Origin of the sequence: Nostoc flagelliforme FACHB-838, from assembly GCF_014698065.1 — a bacterium.
Taxonomy (GTDB): Bacteria; Cyanobacteriota; Cyanobacteriia; order Cyanobacteriales; family Nostocaceae; genus Nostoc; species Nostoc flagelliforme_B.
The window spans coordinates 1-2,914 of record NZ_JACJSI010000580.1 but is presented as its reverse complement, the minus strand read 5'-3'; the positions used below and the strand labels follow the sequence as shown (position 1 = coordinate 2,914).

The window sequence follows — 2,914 nt, the reverse complement described above, 5'->3', positions numbered from 1 at the left end:
GTGATTGTCTTCGGTTCCTGAATTTAATCCACTGATGTATAAAATATCCTTTCCTAAATTTTACTCATCTCAATGATTTTTTCGCACTTGTGAGAAATCCGGGTTTAGTTTATTCCTCCGTAGGTATTACTGATTCGTCTACTAAAAATGTTTCCCAATCCACCGTTTCGATATCGAACACGTCTTTCAAGCCGTTGTTTTTGAGTATGTCTGCAACTAATTCACTAACCGTAGAGTGATTGATAGCTGCTTCTTGTTTTAAGTCCTGACAAACTTCTCGCCAATTCCCATCGCTGGAAACCCGATCAATCAAAATTGCTTCTGCCATACGAGTTTTGCTTACTCCTCTGGTGTGTCCCCATAGAATCAGGCGTATCTCCTTAACTAAGGGAAGGTTAACGGAAAATCTTCGGTCGCGTTTATCTGCCATATTTATGATGCCAATTAGATTCCATGATTATACTTTTTAGCGTCCTATTTCCTAATTTTAATGCCTATTTCAATAGATGGATGCTAAAATGACACCATTACTTGTACAAATGGAAGCATATTATGGACAAAATCCAACAACTCCTTCAACCCTACAATATAGAAGTCACTCAGTCAGAAGTCGCCAACCTCTGCGCCCAAGTTGACGCTGACATCGACCAATTGACCGATCAACAAGCCCAAGTGATCGCTACTCAGATTCTTGAGCTTAGGCTCGCGTCCGGGAAACTAGCTACCAATGGCAAGCCCAAAAATGGCAATGGCAAATTAGGTAAAAACTCACCCCGCCGTAAATCTGTTTCTCCATTGCAAGGAGCGATCGCTCATGCATCCCAGGTTTCTAATCAAGAAATTCAATCCTTGGAGGATGTTCTCAACGTCGGGATTGATGCTTACACAACCGACAAAGCCGACCAGTTGTTATCGACGATTCGCAATGCCCCCAAGGACGTGGTGAGTAAGTTTGTCTCTAAGGCGATGGAGGAGGAAGCTGACGTGGAATCCTTTCGTGCAATCGGTAACAAACTCGTTGCGGGTATTTTCGGTATTAGCCCAACAAATGCAGCCGAATAAATTGATTGGATTAGCAGCAGTACTGAATCTGCTGCTATTAACCCTCGTTTTGGGCATGGCAATATATGGAGCAACAAGACCAAACCCATCGCAAAGCATTAAATATTCACCTGAAGAAGGACGGGGAGTTGAATCTGTCAGGGCTGACACTAGAAAACCTATCTTCAGAAGAATTCCTAATAGTCCAGCAACTTATTGATGAATCAATTGCGCGATCCCATTCCAATAGACAGATTGAGGAGTTAATGCAACGGGGAATGATGGCTCAAACTGCGATCGCTGCAATAACAGTATTGATGTTTTCGTTCATGGGCATATATGGCATAACCCGATATATCGGCTCACAAGTTCAACAAGTTCAGCAGACTTATACCAAGTTTAAGTAGTAAGTGGGAGAAAGGAATGTTAGGGAAATGGCTTCCTGGTTTGTTTGGCGGTAAAGGTGATGGAGTAGTATCAACGGATTGAAGAGTTGGGGATGCTACCCAAATTGAGGGTAATTTACCTTCATCAATCCGCTCACGCTACACATTGCCAGCTTACACTACAGCACAGCAGGTTCTGGATGAGGCAGAAGTGGCTGGCAATTTGAAAGCGCAGAAGTGGTTACATACAAAGTTCTCCCGCCACAAGCTCAAACAGTTGCAATCTTTGGCAGAGATATATAAGAACCAATTGGCATATTCTCAAGAAGCCATGAAGGTTGAGGAAGATTTACAGCGAACTAGGGGATTACATGGAGAGGCGGTGATCCGTCATGCCTTTGGTTCCCAGGAACAACAACGCCAGTTGGGGGGATATGAGAAAGCATTTGATGAAGTGGGTGACTCATTCAGATTTTAGGTTATGCAAATTAAACTTTCCTTCGTTGGATATGCTGTCTCTGGAGTCGGGCTGTCAATGTTAATGGGATTTCTCTCAGTTGCTAGCCCAGTCAGTCAATTCTTGGTGTGGATCATTGGCATGATTTGCATTTGCGGTTTGGCAGTTGGTTTCTTTAACTTTGCTGGCTTAGTCGTTAAAGGATTCGGTTTCAACCGCAAGACTTTCACCATTGGGTTAATGCCTGGGGTGATATTCCTGTTTGTCTTCTTGACATTAGTTGCAGCTGGTGTTGCCTTGGGGGTGCGATAGCAATGACATTTGAACTAGAACGACTAACTGTTAGTAGTGCTATTCATGCAGAACGGACTATTTTATGTTCTTTAGGAGCGAGTGCAGTTATGTGTCTGTCTGCTCCTTTTTTCTTAAATACTGACCGAATAACAACCGGAATCTTACTCGGCGCTGGGACGATCAGTGCTGGGTTGTTTGGGGTATCCGCTCAAATCAGCGAAAGTAAGGAAAAAGTTTACCAGTCTTTGCTAGAAGCTGACCTGAAATCACTCAAACAGCATTTACAAGGTGAAGCTGTTTATGATTATGTCACTACTGCGATCGCAGCCAAACGCCGAGTTGCCGATTATGTGAATCGGCTACCAATGCAAGAGCGCCCCCGGTGGATAGCTGAATATCAGTTGCAAGGGTTGGTTACACTCCCAGAACCACCAGCACAACAATCACCTTCACCAACTGGTATTCCCAATCCCGATATTGCTGATATTGATGAAGAATTTGTGCAGTCCGTGACTAATCCGGGTGCGATGAAAGTTCTGCAAGCCCTAGCAGCAAATTATCCTGGTTACATCAGAATTGATGGTGCTTGGATTGATGAACTGTGTGATGCTGCATCTAATCAAAATATGACTCTTCGCAGTAATCACCATTTTTACCTTTCTGGTGGGACACAATCTGGCAAATCAACTTTAGCAGGGGTGATTATCAACAAAATTGCTGCAAAATCTCAAAGCCA

At 43.4% G+C, this 2,914-nt stretch carries 5 protein-coding genes and 1 pseudogene; 5 read left to right on the top strand and 1 reads right to left on the bottom strand.

The window, feature by feature from the left end; genetic code table 11:
• Positions 1–109 precede the first annotated feature (109 nt).
• Positions 110–430, bottom strand: a complete 321-nt coding sequence (locus H6G97_RS49105; protein WP_190947517.1) for a hypothetical protein — start codon at positions 428–430, stop codon at positions 110–112.
• A 122-nt stretch (positions 431–552) separates the two neighbouring features.
• Here H6G97_RS49105 and H6G97_RS49100 point away from each other — a divergent pair, with 122 nt between their 5' ends.
• The 5 genes and pseudogenes from H6G97_RS49100 to H6G97_RS49080 all read left to right on the top strand — a co-directional run.
• The gene (locus H6G97_RS49100) at positions 553–1,062 is read left to right on the top strand and encodes a hypothetical protein (protein WP_190947516.1); all 510 of its coding nucleotides are present in this window, start codon (positions 553–555) and stop codon (positions 1,060–1,062) included.
• A gap of 65 nt (positions 1,063–1,127) precedes the next feature.
• Positions 1,128–1,448 carry a hypothetical protein gene (locus tag H6G97_RS49095; protein WP_190947515.1) on the top strand — a complete coding sequence of 107 codons (321 nt, stop codon included), beginning with the start codon at positions 1,128–1,130 and terminating at the stop codon, positions 1,446–1,448.
• Positions 1,449–1,593: 145 nt separating this feature from the next.
• Positions 1,594–1,905 (top strand): hypothetical protein, encoded by a 312-nt coding sequence (locus H6G97_RS49090; RefSeq protein ID WP_242056167.1) that lies wholly within the window; start codon positions 1,594–1,596, stop codon positions 1,903–1,905.
• A 3-nt stretch (positions 1,906–1,908) separates the two neighbouring features.
• A complete protein-coding gene (locus tag H6G97_RS49085; protein ID WP_100903733.1) occupies positions 1,909–2,196 on the top strand; it encodes a hypothetical protein in 288 nt (95 codons plus the stop codon).
• A gap of 2 nt (positions 2,197–2,198) precedes the next feature.
• Positions 2,199–2,914: pseudogene (locus tag H6G97_RS49080) on the top strand (hypothetical protein); the annotation flags it as partial.